The organism is Agromyces sp. NPDC058104 (genome assembly GCF_042884835.1).
GTDB lineage: Bacteria > Actinomycetota > Actinomycetes > Actinomycetales > Microbacteriaceae > Agromyces.
Genome location: NZ_JBHVTD010000001.1, coordinates 525552 through 546400, shown reverse-complemented (window position 1 = coordinate 546400; position 20849 = coordinate 525552). Strand labels below are relative to the sequence as shown.

Sequence of the window (20849 nt, the reverse complement as noted above, 5' to 3'; positions counted from 1 at the left end):
CGAAGCGGATGATTCGAGGAGAACGATCGATGTCGATCACCCACGCCCCGGCGCGAGCCGCCGAGGTCAGCGCCACCCTGCCGAGCGACGCCCCCGACCACGAACGGGTGCTCATCACCCGCGGTCCCCGCTCGGGGCTCACCGTCATCGTCGCCGTGCACTCCACGCGCCTCGGCCAGGCGCTCGGCGGTGCCCGAGTCTGGAACTACGGGCACTGGACCGACGGCCTCGCCGACGCGCTCCGCCTCTCTCAGGCGATGACGATGAAGAACGCCGCAGCTGGCCTCATGCGCGGCGGCGGCAAGTCGGTCGTCGTCGTGCCCTCGGGCGTCGTGCTCGACGAGGTGCAGCGCCGCGACGCGATGCTCGACCTCGGCGACGCCGTCGAGTCGCTCGGCGGTGCGTACATGACCGCCGAAGACGTCGGCACGAGCGCCGAGCTCATGGCCGTCGTGCACGAGCGCACCGAGCACGTCTGCGGACTGCCGCCCGAGCAGGGCGGCGTCGGCGAGCCCGCCGACGCGACCGCGGCCGGCGTGCACGCCTCGATCCTCGCGACGCTCGGCCACGTGTTCGGTTCGAAGGACGCCGCCGGCCGCCACTTCGTCATCTCGGGTCTCGGCCAGGTGGGCGGCCGCCTCGCGCGCAGCCTCGCGGCCGCGGGCGCGCGCCTGACCGTGACGGATGTCGCGGAGTCGAAGCGTGCGCTCGCCGACGAGCTCGGTGCCGCATGGGTCGACCCCGCCGAGGCGCACCGCGTCGAGGCCGACGTCTTCGTGCCCTGCGGGCTCGGCGGCGTGCTCACGCCCGAGGTCGTCGGCGAGCTGCGCGTCGCCGCCGTCGTCGGCGCCGCGAACAACCAGCTCGCCTCGCGCGACGTGGCCGAGCTGCTGCGCGATCGCGGCATCGTCTGGGCGCCCGACTTCGTCGTCAACGCCGGCGGTGTGATCTACCTCGACGTCGCCGGCCAGCCCGGCGCCGACCAGGCCGCCCTCGACGCGCGCATCGCCGGCATCGGCGACGTCGTCGCCGATGTGCTGCAGGACGCCGTGTCGACCGGGTCGACGACGCTCGACGCCGCCGAGCGGCTCGCCCGCGCCCGCCTCGACGCCGGTCGCTGATCGCCTCCGGTGGGCATGCCACGGCGTGCCCACCGGACGGGCGTTCCGCAGGCGTTCGGCCGTCGCCCCGAGCCGTCGACCGCGAGGCGGCGCCCGCCCGCGCCGCTAGGCTCGTGCCATGACCTCCCCCGTCCCGCCGGCTTCCCCCCTGCCCGCAACCCGCCTCGCGGCTCGCTTCACGCCCGCCGCGACCCGCGGGCGCCGGACGGCGGCGGCCCTCGTCTCCGCCGCCGTCGTCGCGATCATCGCGATGAGCGTCGCGGTGCTCGCGTTCTTCATCGGCAACGGCCAGTCGCCGACCGTCTTCGCGCAGGTGTTCGGCCACTTCGCCCTCGCGGCGTTCTTCGCCTGGGCGCTGCTCTCGATCGCGAACGCGCTCGGCGCCACGCGCGCGTGGTTCCTCGCCCTGATCACGGGCATCACCTCGGCCTGCCTCGCGGCCCTCATCGCGACGACGATCATGGTCGCCCTGACCGCGCGTTCGCCGTTCGGGCCGCAGGCGTTCCTCTTCGTCATCGGCTCGCTCGTGAGCCTCAACCTGATCTTCGTGATCGCCGTCGTGCTCGGCCAGGTGCTGCTCGCGCCCCGCGTCGTCCACGGCGTGCTGAGCTACGCGCCCGTGCGCGAGCCGCGGCGGATCGCGCTGGTGCGCATCCCCGCGTCGAACCTCGACGAGGCCGAGCTGACCCACGTCGAGCGCCGTCCCGTCGACCAGTCGCTCGCCGACGAGCAGTGGGACAACTACTGCGCCGCCCTCGTCGCCGAGGGATGGGAGACCGTCGAGGTCGACGCCGCGCCCGAGCTGGCCGACTCGGTCTTCGTCGAGGACACGGTCGTGATGTTCGACGACCTCGCCCTGATCACCTTGCCCGGTGCTGAGTCGCGCCGCCCCGAGGTCGAGGCCGTGGAGCGGGCGGTGCGCTCGATCTCGCGCGTGAGCGTCGCGCGCATCGAGGCTCCGGGCACCCTCGACGGCGGAGACGTGCTGAAGGTCGGCGACGTCGTCTACGTCGGCGCCTCCTCGCGCACGAACGCCGAGGGCATCCGTCAGCTCCGCGGGCTCCTCGCACCGCACGGCTACACCGTCGTCGGCGTGCCGATGTCGAAGGCCCTCCACCTCAAGAGCGCCGCGACGGCTCTGCCCGACGGCACCGTGATCGGCGACCCGGCGCTCCTCGACGTGACCGAGCTGTTCCCGCGGTTCCTGCCGGTGCCCGAGCCCGAGGGCGTCGCGGTCGTCGCGCTGTCGGCGACGTCGCTGCTCATGTCGGCGTCGGCCCCGCGGACCGCGGCGATGCTCGCCGGGCTCGGCTACCGGGTCGTGACCGTCGACATCAGCGAGTTCGAGAAGCTCGAGGGCTGCGTGACCTGCCTGTCGGTGCGGGTGCGCTGACGCCGCGATCCGGGCCTCGCCGTGCGCTGCGTGCGCTGCGTGCGCTGCGCGCGCTGCTCCTGCAGGAGAATGGGCCCGATGCCTGCCCCACCGCGGGGATGTCGACCATTCTCCTGCACGAGCAGCAGGCGGGGTTCAGCCGACGGCGCGCCCGTCGTGCAGCTCGATCACGCGATCGGCGCGACTGACGAGCGCCGCGTCGTGCGTGGTGACGACGGCGGCGACGCCCCGGGCGTGCACGAGATCGCCGATGAGATCCATGACGGTGCTCGCCGTGCCGCTGTCGAGCTGGCCGGTGGGCTCGTCGGCGAGGAGCAGTTGCGGACGCGCCGCGAGCGCACGCGCGATGCCGACGCGCTGCTGCTGGCCGCCGGACAACTCGTACGGCCGCTGGGCGGCATGGCCGCCGAGCCCGACGAGCTCGAGCGCCTCGGCGACGCGTGCGGAGCGTTCGGCGGGCGGCGTGCGCTGGAGCCGCAGCGGCACCTCGACGTTCTCCGCGGCCGACAGCACGGGGATGAGCCCGAACGACTGGAACACGTAGCCGACCCGGTCGCGCCGCACGGCGGCGAGCGCCTCCTCGCCGAGCTTCGACAGGTCGTCGTCGCCGAGCCGCACCGTGCCCGAGGTCGGGCGGTCGAGCCCGCCGAGCAGGTTCAGCAGGGTCGTCTTGCCGGCGCCCGAGCGGCCGGTGACCACGACGAGCTCGCCGGGGTGCACCTCGAGGGACACGCCGTCGACCGCGTGCACGGCGCCGCCGCGGCCCTCGAAGACCCGGCTGACGGATTCTGCGCGCAGCGCGCTCATCGCTCCTCCTCGGTTCGATCGGATGCCTCGGCCTCGGCCTCGGCCTCGGCCTCGGACGCGGGCCCGGTGGCGGGCTCGGCGGCGTGCCGCGCCCGTCGCCCGTGCGCCCGGGCGCCGGGAGCGGCGGGTTCCCCGCCGGGCGTCGCGGTCGGCGCAGGCGCGGGGGTCTCCGGCCGTCGCTCATGACCGGGCCAGACGCCGACGTGATCGCTCTCGAGCGCGAGTCGCACGCGATCGCGCAGCTCGAGGCTGTGCATGAAGTCCTGCGGCAGCTGGAGCCGCCCGACGCGGTCGAGCACCGCGAACTCCTCGGCGACGTGCTGCTCCTCGCCGTGCTCGTCGACGCGCGTCGAGCGCAGCACCTCGGTCGAGGTGCGGCCGTCGCGGATCTGCACGGTGCGCCGGACGTGACCCGACACGGTCGGGTCGTGCGTGACGATGAGCGTGGTGACGCCGAGCTCCTCGTTGACGCTCCGCATCGCCTCGAGCACGGCCGCGGACATGGCTTCGTCGAGCTCGCCGGTCGGCTCGTCGGCGAGCAGCACCAGGGGGTCGTTCGCGAGCGCGACGGCGATCGCGACCCGCTGCTGCTGACCGCCCGAGAGCTCGCCGGGCCGGCGGTCGCGTTCGGCGCCGACCTCGAGCAGCTCGAGCAGTTCGTCGACGCGGCGGGCGCGTTCGGCCCCGCGGCGCGTGCGGGCGACGTTCATCGCGAGCGCGACGTTCTCGGCTGCCGTGAGGTAGGGGAGGAGGTTGCGGGAGGTCTGCTGCCAGACGAAGCCGACGGTGCGCCGGCGGTAGGCGACGCGTTCGCGCGAGCCCATCGTGAGCAGGTCGTGGCCCGCGACCCGGGCGACACCGGCGGTGGCGGTGTCGAGCCCGGAGAGGATCGTCAGCAGGGTCGACTTGCCCGAGCCCGAGGCACCCACGACGGCGACCATCTCGCCCGACTCGACCCGCAGGTTCAGCCCCTGCAGGGCCTGCACCTCGACGCCGTCGGCGGTGAAGATGCGCACGAGGTCGGTGCACAGGATGTGCGGTTCCTGGTCGATCGGCATGGGTCAGCCCTCCTCTTCCTTGCGCATGGCGCGTGCCGCGCTCGCCTCGCCGCCGACGCGCGACGCCAGCAGCACCGCGAGACCGGTGACGACCACGGAGCCCACGAGCACCGCGCCGATCAGCCACGGGTCGAACACGACCCCGGGCTGCTGGTCCGCCCCGGTGAAGGCGCGCAGGTCGATGCCCTGCAACACCACGAAGGGCAGCACGACGCCGAGCAGCGCTCCGGCGACGAGCGCCACGACGACGACCGGGCAGACCTCCCACGCGACGAGCGCGCGCTCACCGCGACGGCGCAGGCCGAGCGTCGTGAGCAGCGGGAGCAGCCGTTCCCGGGCGGGCCGCCCGACCACGAGCGTGAGCACGATCGCGAGGGCCGTCAGCAGGCTCGACAGCACGATGGCGCCGACGAGCGAGACCACGAGCCCCTGCGTCACCGAGGTCGACGCGAGTTCGTCGCGGAGCATCGTCGGCGTCGTCACGGTGGCGTCCTCGCCGGCGATCTCGCCGAGCGCGGCGGTCACGGCAGCCGCATCGGCGCCGGGCTCGAACCGCACGAGCACGCGATCGGGCACGAAGGTGCCGACGAAGCCGTCGGCGTTGTCGCGGTCCATGAGCACCCAGCTGGTGCGCGGCCAGTAGGCGGTGCGCCCGTCGACGACGCCGACGACCTCGAACGCGTCCCGGTCGAGCTCGACGTCCTCCGCACCCTCGATGGAGTCGGCGATGACCTTCGAGATGACGACGGGGACGGCGTCGGCACCCGTCTCCGACAGCTCGTCGGGCAGCGGGGTCGCGCCAGAGCGCCCGGCCTGCACGGCGCGCATCTCGTCGGCGTCGACGACGATCAGCGTCGTCGTGCGCAGCCGCCCGTCGATGCCGACCTGGATCGAGTCCGTCGCGTACACCGGCGCGATCGCCTCGACCCCGGGCACCGCCGCGAACGCCTCCTGCTGCTCGAGCGTGAAGGGGGTGCCCGCCACGGCGGCGTCGGCGCCGACCCGCGCGTCGGCGGCGTCGTCGACGCCGGTCTGCACGGTGCCGAGCAGCACGGCGGAGAACATCGCGATCGAGACGCCCACGACCACGGTGAGCACGGGCACGACGCCCGCGGAGGGGTCGCGGAGCGCCCGGGCCGAGCCGAGGAACGCCACGAGCCCTCGGCCGCGCGAGGCGGCGCGCACGATCGCGGCGAGCGGGATCGGGTAGAGCCGCAGCACGATGAGGCACGTGAGGACGGCGAGCAGCAGCGGCACCGCCGCGAGCAGCGGATCGACGCCGACGTCGGCCGCCGAGGTCGCGAGGCCGCGCCGGAGGAGGAGCACGACCGCCGCGACGGCGACGATCGCGACGAGAGCCTCGAGGATCCACCTGAGACGCCCGCCGCCGCGAGCGGCGAAGTCGGCGCGGGCGCGGCGCAGCGGGCTCAGCGCGGGCGCCGAGCTCACGAGGAGCGCGGCCGGGGTCAGGGCGAAGAGCGCGGCGATCACGAGGCCGGCCGAGCCGCCGTCGGCGGGCACGGCGAGGGTGCCGAGCACGGCGCCGAGCGCGGCGGCGGGCACGCCGATGACGGCGCCCTCCACGGCGAGGATGCCACGGAGCTGCCCGGTCGACGCGCCGCGCGCCGCGGCCAGCTCGAGCCCCTGCCTGCGCCGTTCGAACACGACCCGCGCGCCGAGCACGAGCACCGCGACCATCACGCCGATGGGGCCAGAGGCGACGGTCGCGAGCACCGTGTCGCTCGCTCCGGCCGCCGTCGCGGCCGTCGCGAGGGCGTCGCCGAGCCCGCTCGAGAACCCGACGACCCCGATCGTCGAGAAGTAGTACTCCCACTCGCCGGAGCCGACCGGGTAGCCCACGCTCGTGAACTCGTCGAGGTCGCTGCGGAGCTCGGCCGAGCGGTCGGCCCGGATGCGATCGTCGGCGACCGGGAACCACATCTCGAGGGTGGTCGGCAGCTGCGACCGCTCGAGCGCCGCCCACGAGTTCGGGTGCGCGAAGCCGAGACCGGTGATGCGCAGGGTGCCGTCGGCCGTGAAGGCGACCGAGGGTTCGAGCGGCACGGGCAGGTGGGTCCAGAACCCGTCGTCGGGGTCCTTCGCCGCGAAGGTGCCGACGAGGACGACCCGCTGCGAGTCGGCGCCGAGCGGGATGCCTCGCTCCTGGCCGATCTCCCAGTGCATCTCGCGCGCGAACGCCTCGGAGGCCACGAACTCGAGCGGCTCGGCGCTCGGGGCCGGCCCGGCCGGCTCCTCGTAGACGGCCGGCACGCCCGGATCGCTCTCGGTCGGTTCGACCGGCTCGGGCGCGTCGAGCGCGGTCGGCCAGGCGCCGGCGGTCAGCTCGATGTGCTCGTCGAGCCGGGGGTCGAAGCCGGCGTAGAGCACGTAGTCGGTCGAGCCGGGGCCCGCGCCGTCGGGCTTCGCGGAGTTCGGTCCGGCGATGACCGCCTGCAGGGGGTCGTCGGTCACCCGCGCGAGCTCGGCGGGCATCTGGTCGCGGATCGCGAGGAGGCGCTCCTCCTGACCGCCCCACACCGCATCGACGTCGTCGGCGAGGGTCGTGGCGCCCGTCGACGGACCGAGCTCGGGAAGGGCGGAGCGGTTCGCCGACAGGAGGTCGAGCTCGCGGGCCGGGAACTCGGCGAGGTGCTCGGCGAGCGCCGCGGTGTGCATCGCCGCGACGGCCCGGGGGAGCGCGGTCGCGAGGAGCGCGCCCGCCGCGACGAGCAGGGCGAGCATGACGGAGGCGACCGGCGCGGCGAAGAACTGCCGGCGGAAGAGGCCGACGGAGGTCAGCGTCGAGTGGTGCCGCGCGCTCATCGTTCCTCCTCCCGGAGCCCGGGGCGTCCTGCCGTCCGTCGGACCGCGCGAGCCGCCGCCGCCGCGATGAGCGCTGCGACCAGCGTGAACGCCGCGAGCACGGCGAGCCAGGGCCAGAGCTCGAACCCGAAGTCGGCCACGAGCGAGGCCGGGGCGTCGGCGACGGTCGCGCGGGCGAGCTCGCGTGCCGTCAGCCACGCCGTCGCGACTCCGATGACGGCGCCCATCGCGATCGCCGCGACCACGGTCGCGGCCAGCTCGGCGAAACGTGCGCGCGCCTGCACCCCGGGGGCGACGCCGAGCACGCGCAGCACGACGATCTCGCCGAATCGGCTGCCGGCGAGCGCGCTCGCGAGCGCCGTGAGCGCGATCAGGGCGAACAGGAGGGCGCCGGCCGCGCCGAGCCAGAACGTCGCGATCGCCGGGGTGATGAGCTCGGCCGAGGAGGCGTCGGCCCGGGTCGTCGAGGTCGCGGCGGTGCGCTGCCCGCGATCGATCGACTCCGCGGTCTCCGACGGGTCGCTCGACGCGAGCCAGCGCTCGCCGAACTGCGGAACGCCGGCACCCGAGTCGAAGGCGGCCCGCTCGAGCGCGCCGAGATCGGCGAGGATCGCGTCGCCGCCGGCGGTGGGCACTGCGGGGACGATCCCGACGACGACGGCGTCGATCTCGGCGCCGCCCGTCACGATCCGGAAGTCCACCTCGTCGCCGGCCTCCGCCGAGATCCGGGTCGCGAGCTCGGAGCCGAGCACGATCTGCAGCGGCTCCCCGCCGCCGGCGAGGGGCGCCCGTACCTCGGGGTCGCTCGCGGAGAGCTCGACGGTCTCGAACGCGCCGGCGAGCTCGCGCGACGGGGCCTCGCCATCGACGCCGATGCCGCCGAACGAGACCTGCACGCCGCGGGCGCCGGGGGAGTCGACGAGACCGGCCGTGAGGCCGAGGAGGCGGAGTCCGGGGGCATCGGGGAGCTCGAGCCGGGCGAGGCCGCCGCCCTCGGCGATGCCGACCGAGCCCGCGGGCAGGCGCGTCGCGGCGCCATCCTCGGTGAGGAGCCACACCCAGACGCCGACCTGTCCCGGCGTGCCGCCGGGAGCGCGGACGCCGACCTCGATCTCGAGCGTGGCGGCCTTATCGGGCAGCGGCACCGCGGCGGCCCCGGCGGATGGGGCCAGCTCGCCGGCGGCCCGTGCGAGGCCGGTGCCAGGGGCGATCGCCTCGAAGCCGCTCGCGGGCGCGGCGACCAGGGTCGCGGCGTCGGAGCCGAGCCGCACCTCGCCGCGGAAGACCGGGCCGTCGGCCACGACGCCGGGGACCTCGGCGAAGAGCTCGCCCGACGCGAGCGGGTCGACGCCGCGGACGACGTCGCGCCCCGGGAACGAGACGCGGACCTCGCCCCCGGTCGCGAGCGCCGCGGCCTGACGGTCGACGGACTGCCAGGCGCCCGCGAACACCGCGGCGAGGGTGAGGCCGGCGACCGCGAGCATCGTGACGAGGGAGGCGGAGGCGAACAGCGAACCGCGTCGCGCGAGCTGCCGCATCGGCAGAGCCGGGATCAGCGCCGGGCGGGCGGCGGCCAGCCGCTCGAAGAGCACCCCGATCGGGCGCGAGAGGCCGAGTGCGAGGAGCGACAGCGCGAGCAGCACGAGGACGGGGGCGAGCACCGCGAGCGGATCGACCTCGACCGCGCCCGAGGCGCCGGTCACGAGGGGCGAGCCGTAGAGCCGGAACTGCCAGAGGGAGATCGCGGCGGCGACCGCGATCAGCACGACGCCGCCCGCGACGGCCGTCCGCGGCATCCGGCCCTGTTCGTCGCCCGAACCGCGCTGGACCGGTCGACGCGCGTCGCCGAACGCGCGGCCGGCGACGAGCAGCACCGCGATCACGACGCTCGCCGCCGCGACGAGCCAGCCGATGACGGCGTCGCGGGCCTCGCCCGGGCGCAGCATCGAGAGGGCGACCGCCGCCGAGGCGGCGCCGATCGCCGCGGCCGGGACGCCCACCGCGAGCACCTCGACCGCCGTGTCGCGGGCGAGGCGCGTCGCCGAGGCCCCCCGCGCGCGGAGCAGGAGGGTCTCGCCGCGGCGCGCCGCCCCGAGGAGCGCGGCGAGGCGGGAGAGCGCCGCGATGCCGGCGATGGCGAGCAGCAGGACCGGCACCGGGGCGAGCGCGCGCACGGCGCCGAGTCCGGCGAGCAGGCGGCTCAGCGTGCCGTGGAGGCCCCCGGACGCGGCCAGCCCGCTCGTGCCGAGCGCGTCCTGATTGCGGAAGGCCGGCTCGACGTCGGGCAGCGCGGCACGCAGGGCGGCCGCCTCGTCGGGCGATGTCGTCGCGGGGTCGACGATCGCGGTCCAGCGCACGATCGCGGCGGAGGGCGCCGCGACGACGGCGGCCTCGTCGACGAGGAACGGGCCGGCGCCCCCGTCGGCGACGCCGGTCGCCACGACCGCCTCGCCGAACCACAACGGGTCGGTTGGGTCGAGGGGCTCCCAGATGCCGACGACGAGCAGGGTCGGGCCGTCGTCGACCGTCACGAGCGAGCCGGGCTCGAGGCCGAGCGCCGTCGCGGCGGCCGCGTTGACCGCGGTCGGCACCGCACCCTCCGCGCTCGCGTCCTCGGCCGACGTGCCGGCGCCGGGCCACTCGCCCGCGAGGAGGTCCGCACGGTCCGCGACGGCGGGATCGGCGGTGAGCACGGCCTCGAAGTCCTCGTCGCCGGCGCTCGCCGGCGACGGCAGGGCCTGCGCACTCCGCTGCCAGCGCGCGCCGTGGGGCACGATCATGCGGTCGAGCACGGCGGCGGCCGCCTCGGACTGGGCGGCCGCATCGCTCGCGAGCCGGATCTGCCACCTCGCCGCCCCGGCGACGCCGGTCGCCGACTCGAGGCCCGTGCGCAGCCCGCTCGTCGCGGCCCCGGCGAGGGTGTCGAGCGCCGCCGTGCCCAAGCCGGAGAGCAGCAGCACCACGGCCGCGATGCCGCCGAGCACCCCGAGACGGGCGTTCGCGCGGGCGAACGCCGTCCGTGCAGTTCCCACGCGGGCTCTCCTCATCGATCGGGACGGCACGCGGGCGGTGCAGGGCCTGGCATGCGGTCGCCTCGATGCGGCGGCGGCACGCGGTCCCGCGTGGCGACGAATTCGGACACTCTACTCCTGAAGCCGGTCTTGCATACCAGCGCGAGATCCCCATATTCTGAAGGGCTGGCCGCCGCATCCCTACGCGGGCGGCCTCGAGGGTATCGAAGACGATGACGCAGGAGGACACCATGCAGACAGACATCAACGCCCGCCAGGTCGCGGTCGATGGCGCTGCCCGCCGTCCGTCCCCGGTCGCGCCGTCCGCGGGGTAGCGCCCCCGACAGCCGCAGGCGCTCTGCCTGCACGTTGCGCGGCCGTGCCGCGCCCGACGCGTGTTCCGCGTCCATGATCTCCGTTCACTCCACGCCGAGTCCGGTCGCGCCGCGACCCCATCGGCCACTCCTCCGAGAGGAATCCGGCTTTTGTCCGACACCGTCCAGCCGCAGCAGCCCGCTGCGACCGAACCTCCCGCGCACGAGCAGCTCGGAGCGCTCCGCGCGCTCTGGCGCCTGCGCGAATACGCAGGACCCGCGATGCCGGCGTTCGGCGCGAGCATGGCCGCTGCGCTCGTCGCGCAGCTCATCGCGCTGACGATCCCGCAGGTCCTCCAGCAGATCGTCGACGGCCCGCTCGCCGACGGCGAGGCCGACGCCGTCATCCCGCTGGCGCTCCTCGTCTTCGGACTCGGCGCCGCCGAGTCGCTGCTCTACGCCCTGCGCCGCTGGCTCGTCGTCGGGCCGGGCACCAAGGTCGAGGCGCGCATGCGCAACGCCCTCTACGCGAAGCTGCAGGACCTGCCCGTGAGCTTCCACGATCGCTGGCCGAGCGGCCAGCTGCTCTCGCGCGCGGTGAGCGACCTCGGCCTCATCCGGCGCTGGTTGAGCTTCGGCCTCGTGCTGACCGGTGCGAACCTGGTGATCATCGTGGTCGGCGTCGGCATCCTCATGTCGATGAACTGGATGCTGGGCCTCATCTTCCTCGTGTGCACGACGCCGCTCTGGTGGGCCGGATGGAAGTTCGAGGGCCGCTACTCCGAGCAGTCGCGCCTCAGCCAGGACCAGCAGGGCGACCTCGCGACCGCGGTCGAGGAGTCGGTGCACGGCATCCGCGTGCTCAAGGCGTTCGGGCGCGGCAAGCACGCCTTGACGAGCTTCCGGGCGAGGGCCGAGTCGCTGCGCTCGACCGAGATCGAGAAGGCCCGCCTCGACGCCAACATCTGGGTCTGGATCATCGTCGTGCCGACGGTCGCGCTCGCGATCTGCCTCGTGCTCGGCATCTGGCTCGCGGCCAACGGCCAGCTCACGGTGGGAGAGCTCGTCGCGTTCTTCGCCACCGCGACGGTGCTCGCGTGGCCGATCGAGTCGATCGGGTTCATGCTCGCGTTCGCCCTCGACGCGCGTACGGCGACCGACCGCTTCTTCGACATCCTCGACAGCGAGAACACGATCGTCGACCCCGCCGAACCGAAGCACGACGAGCGGCCGCGCGGCGAGCTCGCCTTCACGGGCGTGCACTTCCGCTACCAGGACTCGCCCGAGCGCTTCGGCGACCTGCTCGACGGCGTCGACCTCGTCGTCGAGCCGGGGGAGACGATGGCGCTCGTCGGCCTGACCGGTTCGGGCAAGACGACCATGACCGCGCTCACCACACGGCTCTACGACGTCACCGGCGGCTCGGTCGAGCTCGACGGCGTCGACGTCCGCGCCTTCACGCGCGAAGAGCTGCGCAGTCACATCGCGATGGCGTTCGAGGATGCGACGCTCTTCAGCGCCTCCGTGCGCGACAACGTGCTGCTCGGCCGGCCCGAGCTCGCGGGCGACGAGCCCGGCGTGAAGGCCGAGGCCGAGCGGGTGCTCGACGAGGCGCTGCGCATCGCGCAGGCGGGCTTCGCCTACGACCTCCCCGAGGGCGTCGACACGAAGGTCGGAGAAGAGGGCATGAGCCTCTCGGGCGGGCAGCGGCAGCGGCTCGCGCTCGCCCGCGCGGTCGCGGCCAAGCCCGCCGTGCTGGTGCTCGACGACCCGCTCTCGGCGCTCGACGTCGCGACCGAGGCGAAGGTCGAGGCCGAGCTGCGCTCGGTGCTCGCCGACACGACCGCGCTGATCGTGGCGCACCGCCCGTCGACGGTCATGATGGCCGACCGGGTGGCGCTCCTCGAAGACGGCCGGGTCACGGCCGTCGGCACGCATTCCGAACTGCTCCGCGAGAGCGAGCACTACCGCTTCGTCATCTCGAGCCTCGAGGAGGACGAGCGTCGCCACGGCGTGGGCGATGCGGACGAAGCATCCGAACCGATGCGAGAGGAGGCGGCATCATGAGCGTCACCGGCGTACAGGGTGAAGAACGCGACGAGTACTCGAAGGCCGAGTCGCGTCACATCCGCCTGCGGTCGCGGCGCCTGCTGGGGTCGCTGCTCAAGCCCCTCGCGGGCAAGCTCTGGCTGACCGCGGCCGCGGTCGTCGTCTCGTCGGCGGCGCAGGTCGCGGGCCCCGCGATCATCGCCTACGGCATCGACCAGGGCATCCCGGCGCTCGTCGAGCAGAATTGGTGGCCCGCCGCCTTCGCCGGCGTCGCGTACCTCGTCACCGGCGTGGTGGGCGCGTTCCTCATCGCGGTCTACATCCGGCTCTCGGCGCGCATCTCGCAGGCCGTGCTGATCGACCTGCGCACGCGGGTGTTCCTGCACACGCAGAAGCTCTCGCTCGAGTTCCACGAGTCGTACACCTCGGGCCGCATCATCTCGCGGCAGACGAGCGACCTCGACGCGATCCGCGAGCTCATGGACGAGGGGCTCACGCTGCTCGTCCGCGGGCTCATGTACATGGTGTTCACCGCGATCATGCTGTTCGTCATCGACGCGCCGTCGGGGTTCGTGCTGCTCGTCGCGCTCATCCCGCTCGGCGTGCTCACCCGGTGGTTCCAGGTTCGGTCGCAGACGCTGTTCCGGCGCTCGCGGGTCGCCTCGGCGAAGCTCATCGTGCAGTTCGTCGAGACGATGACGGGCATCCGCGCGGTGCAGGCGTTCCGCAAGGAGCGCCGCAACGAGCAGGAGTTCGGCGGCCTCGTCGAGGACTACCGCGACGTCAACGCGAAGGTGCTCGGCCTCTTCGTCGTGTTCAACCCGGGGCTCGCGCTCATCGGCAACACGGCGGTCGCGGCGGCGATCGTGCTCGGCGGGTTCCGCGTCATCGACGGCTCGCTCGGGGTCGGCGTGCTCCTCGCGGCGGTGCTCTACACGAAGCGGTTCTTCGACCCGATGGAAGACCTGGCGATGTTCTACAACGGGTACCAGTCGGCCTCCTCCGCGCTCGAGAAGATCTCGGGCGTGCTCGAGGAGGAGCCGAGCGTGCCCGACCCTGCGAAGCCGGTCGACCTCTGGAACGCGGAGGGGCGGGTGCGCTTCGACGGCGTCGAGTTCGCGTACACGCAGGGACGGGTCATCCTGCCCCGCTTCGACCTCGACGTGCCGGCGGGGCAGACGATCGCCCTCGTCGGGTCGACGGGCGCGGGCAAGTCGACGCTCGCGAAGCTCATCGCGCGCTTCTACGACCCGAGCGACGGCGTCGTCTCGCTCGACGGTGTGGCGCTCAGCGACCTCCACCCGAAGGACCTGCGTCGCGCGATCGTCATGGTCACGCAGGAGGCGTACCTCTTCTCGGGCTCGGTCGCCGACAACATCGCGCTCGGCAAGCCCGACGCGACGTTCGACGAGATCGTGCGCGCGGCGCAGGCGGTCGGCGCCCACGAGTTCATCGAGGGACTGCCGAACGGGTACGACACCGACGTGAACAAGCGCGGCGGCCGGGTGAGCGCGGGCCAGCGCCAGCTGATCTCGTTCGCCCGCGCGTTCCTCGCGAACCCCGCGGTGCTCATCCTCGACGAGGCGACGAGCTCGCTCGACATCCCGAGCGAGCGGCTCGTGCAGGAGGGGCTGACGAAGCTCCTCGCCGACCGTACGGCCGTCATCATCGCGCACCGGCTCTCGACGGTCGCGATCGCCGACCGCGTGCTCGTCATGGAACACGGGCGCATCGTCGAGGACGGCGCGCCCGCCGAGCTCATCGGCGGCTCCGGCCGCTTCGCGGCGCTGCACGCGGCCTGGCGGGACTCGCTGGTCTGAGCGCTCGCGCGGTGCTCCGCGAGATCACGGCATGACGGATGCCTCGCGCCCCACCCGGGGCGCGAGGCATCCGTCGTCGTGCGCCGACCGCCTCACCGCGGGACGACCACCACGGGCGCCGCCGCGCTGCCGTCGAAGCCGCTCGCCGGCCGGAGCGCGTAGGCGCCGACCGAGGGGATCACCACGAGGTCGCCGACCTCCATCGGCGGCAGCGGGCGGCGCGGGGCGGTGACGTCGCGGCGGTCGTCGCCGGGGACTGCGAGGGTCGTCGGCACCCGGTCGCGCGTGAGCAGCCTGCGGATGGCGCGCTCGGTCGCGCCGTCGACGACCTGCTGGCCGCCGAGCTCCTCGGCGGCGAAGACGAGCGGGCCGTCGGCGTCGTGGCGCAGCGCCTCGCCGAGGTCGTGCGGGCCGCCGTCGAGGGCGAGCCATCGGCCGTCGGCGCGGTCGGCGCGGTCGACGACGCGTGCGACGAGGGTCATGGCCGGCTCGGCGATGAAGCGCCCGGGCGCGATGACCAGCCGCAGGTGCGCGGGCGCCGCCGCGATCGCAGCGCGGATGCGTGCGGCGACGGCCCCGAGGGCGGCACCGTCGGCGGCGGGGGGCAGCCCGCCGCCGAAGTCGAGCATCTCGAACCGGGTGCCGTGCCGGCGCTCGAGCGAGCGGACCAGCGCGAGCGAGCCGCGGATCGCGTGCTCCCACACGGCGGGGTCGCCGTGACCGTCGCCCAGGTGGAACGCGAAGCCCGCGACCCGGAGCCCGACCCGGCGGCAGTGGGCGACGAGCGCGGGCGCGTCCTCGACGGAGATGCCGGACCCGGCGGACGCCCCGGCCTCGGAACCGGGGAACGCGAGCCGCACGAGCACGGCGACGTCGCGGGGGAGCCCCGCGAACTTGGCGACCTCCGAGGCGGCGTCGACGACGAAGGTCCGGATGCCTCGGAGGTAGGCGCTCGTGAGGTCGTCGACGCGCCGGACGGGGTTGGTGTGCACGACGTGCCGCAGCGGGACGCCCTCGCGCTCGAGCAGCGTGACCTCGCCGCGGGAGGCGACGTCGAAGCCCGCGCCGAAGGCGTGCGCCGCCCGGATCGCGGCCGGATGCGGGAGCGCGGCGAGCGCGAAGTGGAGGTGAACACCCGGCAGCTCGCGCCGCAGCGCGAGGAGCTGGGTCGTGACGCGATCGGTGTCGAGCACCAGCAGAGGGCTGCCGTGCGCGGCGACGAGCTCGGCGAGCCGGATGCGGGACGCGTGACCGGCGAGTCCGCGGCGCACGAGCTCGCGATGCGGCGGGAGCTCGGGAGCCGGCACCGGGCGGGGGCCGCGCGACCGGGGACGGGCGGTGCGCTCCCTGGCGGAGGCGGTGGGGGTGAGGGTTGCGCCGAACATGAGACCGATGCTGGCCGAGCGACGGGCCGCCCGGATCAGGACCGTCCACGATTCCGACTGGGTGTTCACCCTGAGCCGCCGGCGGCACGCACGTCGCACGGGCAGCCTGCCACGTCGCGGGGGCGAGGGGATCCGGGTACCCCCTGAAGCGGGGGAGCGGCGCAGCGGCCGAACGCGGTACAGTCACGAAAGGCGGGGGCGACCGGTTCGGTCGCCCGTGCCCGTTTCACGGCTCGGATCCAATCGGTTCGGCGCCCCGGGTCGACGGTGTGGAGGTGCCCATGGACGAGACGTCCCGACCGCTTCGCGTCGCCATCGCCGACGATGCACTGCTCCTTCGCGAGGGCATCGCGAAGGTGCTCGAAGGCGGGGGCCTCGAGGTCGTCGCCTCGGTCGGAACGGGCGAGGAGCTCGTCGAGGTCGTGCGCGCGGGCGGGGTCGACGCGGCCGTGCTCGACATCCGCATGCCTCCGAGCTACCGCGACGAAGGCATCCTCGCGCTCGAGTCGCTGCGCGCGAGCGGGTCCACGATCGGGGTCCTGCTGCTCTCGATGTACGCGACGCCCGAATACGCCCTGCGCGTGATGGGCGCCGGCAGCGGCACCGGCTACCTCCTCAAGGAGCGGGTCTCCGAGCCGCAGACCCTCGTGCGGGCCGTCGAGACGGTCGCGTCGGGCGGTTCCGTCGTCGACCCCGAGGTCGTCGAGCAGCTCGTGCAGCGCACCCGCGCCGATGACCCGCTGTCGCGACTCACCGAGCGCGAGCGATCGGTGCTCGAGCTGATGGCCCAGGGGTACTCGAACGGCGGCATCGCCCAGACCCTCTTCCTCGGCCTGAAGACCGTCGAGACGCACGTGCGCTCGATCCTGCAGAAGCTCGACCTCGAGGAGTCGCCCGAACACCACCGGCGGGTGCTCGCGGTGCTGACGCTCCTCGGCGCGAGGTGATGGCCCCCGGCCGACGCGGCCGGATCATCAAGCGCACGATCGCCATCGCGTCGGTCGTCGCGCTGAGCCTCACGATGGAGATCACGGGGTTCGTCGCGTCCACGGAGTCCGAGCGTCCGGAGGTGAGCTACGTCACGCTGCACGCGATCGTCCCGCTCGTGTTCGCCGCGTGTGCGGGCGTCGCGTGGTCGATCGGGCCCTCGCGCGTGCCGGCGCGCCTCATGGTGCTCTTCCCGGTCGTGTGGATCCCGCTCACCTTCCTCCGCGTCATCGAGGACCTGGGCTGGCTCTGGCCGCTGCTCTACGGCGTGCACCTCTGGTGGGGCCTGCTGACCGGCATCCTCGTGCTGCTCTACCCGCGCGGCGACTTCGGCGACCGCTTCGCCCGCGTGATCGGCGCGATCGCGCTCGTCGCCTCGGTCACCTACCTGCTCGGCACGGTGCTCCTCGCCGAGCCGCCCGCCGCGCTCTGCGACTGCGCGCCGAACCCGTACCGCATCATGGACGCGCCCGTCGTGGCCGGCGTCATCGACATCGGCTACCGTCTCATCGGCGTGCTGCTCGCGCTCGTCATCGCCGGTCGCTTCCTCGTCCGCTGGGTCCGCGGCAGCGTGCCCGCGCGGACGGTCGCCTTCCTCATGCCGCTGGCCCTCCTCGCCTGGGCGACGACGCTCGCCGCGCAGGCCGTGACCTATGCGGCCAACGCGACCGCCCCGCAGGTGCTCGCGACCGTGTCGCTCGTCGCGATCGCCTCGATCCCCGTGAGCTTCGTCGCCGGCATCTCGCACACGCGCAACATGCGGGCGCGCGTCGCCGACCTCATGCGCATCACGCGCGAGGGCGCCGATCGCGGACTCTGGGCCGAGTCGCTCGCGCGCACCCTTCGCGACGCCTCCGTGCGGGTCTACTGGTGGGACGAGGAGCGGGGGCGGTACGCGGATGCCGCGGGCGACCCCATCGAGCACGACCCCGCCGACCGGAACGGCGACCACAGCCTGCTCCCGGTCGCCTCGCCGACGGGCATGCCGATCGCGCTCATCCGCCACGACCGGGTGCTCACCGACAACATGCGCCTGCTCGACGGCGTGTCGAGCGCGCTCCGGCTCTCGGTCGACAACGGGCGGCTGCGCTCCGAGATCGAGCGCACCCTCGAGCAGGTGCGCCAGTCCCGCGCGCGCATCGTCGAGGCGGGCGACGAGGCGCGTCGCCGCATCGAGCGCGACCTCCACGACGGGGCGCAGCAGCACCTCGTCTCGCTCGGCATGCGGCTGCGGCTCGCCGCGAACCAGGCGCGCGACCGGGGGGTCGAGCCGCTCGGCGTCGAGCTCGACGGCAACATCGCGATGCTGAACGACGCGCTGAAGGAACTGCGCGAGCTCGCCCACGGCATCCACCCCTCGCTGCTCTCCTCGGGCGGGCTCGCGCTCGCCGTGCCCGAGCTCGCCGGTCGCTGCCCGGTGCCCTTCGAGATCGACGTGCAGGCCGAAGGACGACTGCCCGAGGTCATCGAGTCGACCGCGTACTTCGTCGTGGCCGAGGCGCTCGCGAACGTCGCGAAGCACGCGCAGGCGACGCGCGGCTGGGTGCGAGCCCACCTCGTCGACGGCGTGCTCGAGCTCGTCGTGCGCGACAACGGCGTCGGCGGCGCCTCGCCCGACGGCAGCGGCATGCTCGGCATCGCCGACCGCGTCGACGCCGTCGGCGGCCAACTGACCGTGGAGAGCCCCGCCGGGGCGGGGACGACCATCACCGTGCGGATCCCCGTCGCCGCAGGGTGAACGGGCGCCGGCGCACGGCGGCGTGGACGGGCGTGGCGCCGGGTCAGGGCCGCCAGCGCGCCGCGGAGAGGTCGATGCGGTAGCCGTCGGCGTCGGCGGAGGGACGGAGCGGGGTGCCCTCGAGCTCGTAGTGCGGTCGAGCCCGCTCGGCGTGCCCCGCCGGCGGTCGCCCGCCCGCGCGGATGACGCGCCACCACGGGACATCCGCGCCGTACCTCGCCATCACCTGGCCGACGGCGCGCGCACCGCGCGACCCGAGCATCGCCGCGACGTCGCCGTACGTGGCGACGCAGCCCGGCGGGATGTCGTCGACGACGGCGAGCACCGCATCGACGAACCCGGGCGGATGCTCGGGGAGTGCGCGGGCCACCGGCTCAGAGCTCGAGCGCGCCGATCACGTCGCCGTACGCGGTCTCGCCGATGTCGGCGAAGCCCACGCGGTGGAAGAACGCCTCGGGCCCCTCGTCGCCGGGCTCCCACAGCACGGTGATGCGGTCGAAGCCGCGTCGCTTGGCCTCCTCGGCGAGCGCGGTCGCGAGGAAGCGGCCGACGCCCTTGCCCTGCACGTCGGCGTCGACGTTGATGCGCCAGATGCAGGCTCGGAACTCCTCGTGCGGGTTCTCGGGGTCGAAGTTGCCGTGGATGAAGCCGACGACGCGGTCGCCCTGCAGGGCGACGCGCTGCCACGCGGTCTCGGGATTCACGACCGAGGCCTCCGCCGAGTAGGTGACCGGCGCGATGAACTGCTCCTGGCCGGGCTTCAGCGACAATGTGTTCGCGGCCACGATGTTCGACGCGGACAGGTCTTCCAGTCTCAGCTCAGCCATAGCGCCAAGGCTAACCCGTGATCCCCGAGGTCGGTAGCCGGGATGTCCCTGAGTCGACCCCGAGCCGACCTCGTCGGGGCTGGCCGCCCGCCCCACGCCTCGGTCCATTGTCTCGATGTCGAGATATTCTGCCGACGCGGTAAGCTGGCAGACGGCGTGTCCGCCCACGAGACTTCCTCAAATTCCCCGAGAGATCCAAGGAGAACTCAACTTGTCCAAGATCAAGGTTGAAGGCACGGTCGTCGAGCTCGACGGCGACGAGATGACCCGCATCATCTGGCAGGCCATCAAGGACCAGCTCATCCACCCGTACCTCGACGTGAACCTCGAGTACTACGACCTCTCGATCCAGAAGCGCGACGAGACCGACGACCAGATCACCGTCGACGCGGCCCACGCCATCCAGAAGCACGGCGTCGGCGTCAAGTGCGCGACGATCACGCCCGACGAGGCGCGCGTCGAGGAGTTCGGCCTCAAGAAGATGTGGCGCTCGCCCAACGGCACCATCCGCAACATCCTCGGCGGCGTGATCTTCCGCGAGCCGATCATCATCTCGAACATCCCCCGCCTCGTGCCCGGCTGGAACAAGCCGATCATCGTCGGCCGCCACGCCTTCGGCGACCAGTACCGCGCCACCGACTTCCGCTTCGAGGGCGAGGGCACCCTCACGATGACCTTCACCCCGAAGGACGGCTCGGAGCCCCAGCAGTTCGAGGTCTTCCAGTCGCCCGGCTCGGGCGTCGCGATGGGCATGTACAACCTCGACGAGTCGATCAAGGACTTCGCGCGGGCCTCGCTCAACTACGGCCTCTCGCGCAACTACCCGGTGTACCTCTCGACGAAGAACACCATCCTCAAGGCCTACGACGGCCGCTTCAAGGACCTGTTCCAGGAGGTCTTCGACACCGAGTTCAAGGCGAAGTTCGACGACGCCGGCCTCACCTACGAGCACCGCCTCATCGACGACATGGTCGCGGCCAGCCTCAAGTGGGAGGGCGGCTACGTCTGGGCGTGCAAGAACTACGACGGCGACGTGCAGTCCGACACGGTCGCGCAGGGCTTCGGCTCGCTCGGCCTCATGACCTCGGTGCTCGCGACGCCCGACGGCAAGGTCGTCGAGGCCGAGGCGGCGCACGGCACGGTCACCCGCCACTACCGCCAGCACCAGCAGGGCAAGCCCACCTCGACGAACCCGATCGCCTCGATCTACGCCTGGACGCGCGGCCTCGCGCACCGCGGCAAGCTCGACGGCAACCAGGAGCTGATCGACTTCGCCGCGACCCTCGAGGACGTCGTCATCAAGACGGTCGAGTCGGGCGCCATGACGAAGGACCTCGCGCTGCTCGTCGGCCCCGAGCAGGGCTACCAGACGACCGAGGAGTTCCTGAACTCGATCGACGCGAACCTCAAGGCGCGCCTCGGCGCGTAGCCGGGCGCCGCGCACGCGGCGACCGATCCCGAAGGGCGGGTGCTCCGGCACCCGCCCTTCGTCGTCCTCCCGGGATTCGCGCACCGC

Annotated in this window: 14 protein-coding genes; 7 read left to right on the top strand and 7 right to left on the bottom strand. The window is 73.7% G+C overall.

Annotation, left to right across the window (positions count from 1 at the left end; all coding sequences use genetic code 11):
* The first annotated feature begins 29 nt into the window (after positions 1-29).
* The gene (locus tag ACFVTH_RS02545; protein ID WP_387086500.1) at positions 30-1121 is read left to right on the top strand and encodes a Glu/Leu/Phe/Val dehydrogenase dimerization domain-containing protein; all 1092 of its coding nucleotides are present in this window, start codon (positions 30-32) and stop codon (positions 1119-1121) included.
* A 118-nt stretch (positions 1122-1239) separates the two neighbouring features.
* Positions 1240-2514 carry a dimethylargininase gene (gene ddaH, locus ACFVTH_RS02540; protein WP_387086498.1) on the top strand — a complete coding sequence of 425 codons (1275 nt, stop codon included), beginning with the start codon at positions 1240-1242 and terminating at the stop codon, positions 2512-2514.
* A gap of 135 nt (positions 2515-2649) precedes the next feature.
* On the opposite strand, the gene ACFVTH_RS02535 is transcribed toward ddaH, so the two are convergent.
* The 4 genes from ACFVTH_RS02535 to ACFVTH_RS02520 are packed head-to-tail and all read right to left on the bottom strand — an operon-like array spanning position 2650 to position 10234.
* A complete protein-coding gene (locus ACFVTH_RS02535; RefSeq protein ID WP_387086496.1) occupies positions 2650-3321 on the bottom strand; it encodes an ABC transporter ATP-binding protein in 672 nt (223 codons plus the stop codon).
* A complete protein-coding gene (locus tag ACFVTH_RS02530; protein WP_387086494.1) occupies positions 3318-4379 on the bottom strand; it encodes an ABC transporter ATP-binding protein in 1062 nt (353 codons plus the stop codon). The genes ACFVTH_RS02535 and ACFVTH_RS02530 overlap by 4 nt, the downstream gene beginning before the upstream one ends.
* Before the next feature lie 3 nt (positions 4380-4382).
* Positions 4383-7202: an FtsX-like permease family protein gene (locus tag ACFVTH_RS02525; RefSeq protein ID WP_387086492.1), complete on the bottom strand. Its 2820-nt coding sequence runs from the start codon at positions 7200-7202 to the stop codon at positions 4383-4385.
* The gene (locus ACFVTH_RS02520) at positions 7199-10234 is read right to left on the bottom strand and encodes a hypothetical protein (protein WP_387086490.1); all 3036 of its coding nucleotides are present in this window, start codon (positions 10232-10234) and stop codon (positions 7199-7201) included. Before ACFVTH_RS02520 ends, ACFVTH_RS02525 begins: the two co-directional genes overlap by 4 nt.
* Positions 10235-10809: 575 nt before the next feature.
* Here ACFVTH_RS02520 and ACFVTH_RS02515 point away from each other — a divergent pair.
* Positions 10810-12594: an ABC transporter ATP-binding protein gene (locus ACFVTH_RS02515; protein ID WP_387088690.1), complete on the top strand. Its 1785-nt coding sequence runs from the start codon at positions 10810-10812 to the stop codon at positions 12592-12594.
* Positions 12591-14396, top strand: coding sequence for an ABC transporter ATP-binding protein (locus tag ACFVTH_RS02510; protein ID WP_387086488.1), 1806 nt, complete (start codon positions 12591-12593; stop codon positions 14394-14396). The genes ACFVTH_RS02515 and ACFVTH_RS02510 overlap by 4 nt, the downstream gene beginning before the upstream one ends.
* 92 nt (positions 14397-14488) lie before the next feature.
* On the opposite strand, the gene ACFVTH_RS02505 is transcribed toward ACFVTH_RS02510, so the two are convergent.
* Positions 14489-15781 carry a hypothetical protein gene (locus ACFVTH_RS02505; RefSeq protein WP_387086485.1) on the bottom strand — a complete coding sequence of 431 codons (1293 nt, stop codon included), beginning with the start codon at positions 15779-15781 and terminating at the stop codon, positions 14489-14491.
* Between the two features lie 281 nt (positions 15782-16062).
* On the opposite strand from ACFVTH_RS02505, the gene ACFVTH_RS02500 reads away from it, so the two are divergent.
* The gene (locus tag ACFVTH_RS02500) at positions 16063-16728 is read left to right on the top strand and encodes a response regulator transcription factor (RefSeq protein ID WP_022889806.1); all 666 of its coding nucleotides are present in this window, start codon (positions 16063-16065) and stop codon (positions 16726-16728) included.
* A complete protein-coding gene (locus ACFVTH_RS02495) occupies positions 16728-18506 on the top strand; it encodes a histidine kinase (RefSeq protein WP_387086483.1) in 1779 nt (592 codons plus the stop codon). The genes ACFVTH_RS02500 and ACFVTH_RS02495 overlap by 1 nt, the downstream gene beginning before the upstream one ends.
* A 43-nt stretch (positions 18507-18549) precedes the next feature.
* Here ACFVTH_RS02495 and ACFVTH_RS02490 read toward each other — a convergent pair whose 3' ends face one another.
* Entirely contained in the window at positions 18550-18876 is a 327-nt protein-coding gene (locus ACFVTH_RS02490) for an MGMT family protein (protein ID WP_387086481.1), read from the bottom strand.
* Between the two features lie 4 nt (positions 18877-18880).
* Positions 18881-19333 carry a GNAT family N-acetyltransferase gene (locus ACFVTH_RS02485; protein WP_386939806.1) on the bottom strand — a complete coding sequence of 151 codons (453 nt, stop codon included), beginning with the start codon at positions 19331-19333 and terminating at the stop codon, positions 18881-18883.
* 211 nt (positions 19334-19544) lie between these two features.
* On the opposite strand from ACFVTH_RS02485, the gene ACFVTH_RS02480 reads away from it, so the two are divergent.
* Entirely contained in the window at positions 19545-20762 is a 1218-nt protein-coding gene (locus ACFVTH_RS02480) for an NADP-dependent isocitrate dehydrogenase (RefSeq protein ID WP_387086478.1), read from the top strand.
* Positions 20763-20849: the final 87 nt, after the last annotated feature.

Coding starts and splice junctions, on each gene's coding strand:
- ACFVTH_RS02505 (WP_387086485.1), bottom strand. CDS start 15,781: ATGTTCGGCGCAACCCTCACCCCCACCGCCTCCGCCAGGGAGCGCACC.
- ACFVTH_RS02545 (WP_387086500.1), top strand. CDS start 30: ATGTCGATCACCCACGCCCCGGCGCGAGCCGCCGAGGTCAGCGCCACC.
- ACFVTH_RS02485 (WP_386939806.1), bottom strand. CDS start 19,333: ATGGCTGAGCTGAGACTGGAAGACCTGTCCGCGTCGAACATCGTGGCC.
- ACFVTH_RS02515 (WP_387088690.1), top strand. CDS start 10,810: ATGCCGGCGTTCGGCGCGAGCATGGCCGCTGCGCTCGTCGCGCAGCTC.
- ACFVTH_RS02510 (WP_387086488.1), top strand. CDS start 12,591: ATGAGCGTCACCGGCGTACAGGGTGAAGAACGCGACGAGTACTCGAAG.
- ACFVTH_RS02525 (WP_387086492.1), bottom strand. CDS start 7,202: ATGAGCGCGCGGCACCACTCGACGCTGACCTCCGTCGGCCTCTTCCGC.
- ACFVTH_RS02530 (WP_387086494.1), bottom strand. CDS start 4,379: ATGCCGATCGACCAGGAACCGCACATCCTGTGCACCGACCTCGTGCGC.
- ACFVTH_RS02495 (WP_387086483.1), top strand. CDS start 16,728: ATGGCCCCCGGCCGACGCGGCCGGATCATCAAGCGCACGATCGCCATC.
- ACFVTH_RS02500 (WP_022889806.1), top strand. CDS start 16,063: ATGGACGAGACGTCCCGACCGCTTCGCGTCGCCATCGCCGACGATGCA.
- ACFVTH_RS02535 (WP_387086496.1), bottom strand. CDS start 3,321: ATGAGCGCGCTGCGCGCAGAATCCGTCAGCCGGGTCTTCGAGGGCCGC.
- ddaH (WP_387086498.1), top strand. CDS start 1,240: ATGACCTCCCCCGTCCCGCCGGCTTCCCCCCTGCCCGCAACCCGCCTC.